Source organism: Pseudomonas sp. SDO5522_S412 (assembly GCF_054071215.1).
In genome coordinates this window covers 1-358 of sequence record NZ_JBSVWQ010000455.1, presented here as the reverse complement: position 1 = coordinate 358, position 358 = coordinate 1, and the positions used below count along the sequence as shown (strand labels likewise).

Annotated in this window: 1 pseudogene; it reads left to right on the top strand. The window is 56.1% G+C overall.

Going from position 1 to position 358, the window contains the following annotated elements:
- A pseudogene (locus ACW9I6_RS32430) lies at positions 1-358 on the top strand (type IV secretion protein Rhs); the annotation flags it as partial.

Genomic DNA, 358 nt, shown 5'->3' with positions numbered 1-358 from the left:
AACTGGCGAATGGCGGTGTGCGGCGTTATCGCTATGACGAGCTGGGGCGGCAGGTTGCTTGCGAGGATGAGCATGGTGCACTGACCCAGTATCAGTGGGACGCCGTGGGTCGTTTGCTGAAGGTGATTCAGCCTGAAGGTGCCACACGCGAATTCAGCTACAACCCGTACGGAAAAATCACTGCTGCGCGCGACGAGTTGGGCCGCGTCACCCGCTACGAATACGCCGATGGTTTGCACCTGATCAGCCGTCGGATTAATCCGGACGGCACGCAGCTTAAATACCATTATGACAATGTTCGGCTGTTACTGACCGAGATTGAAAACGAGGTCGGCGAAACCTATCGGCTCGACTATCA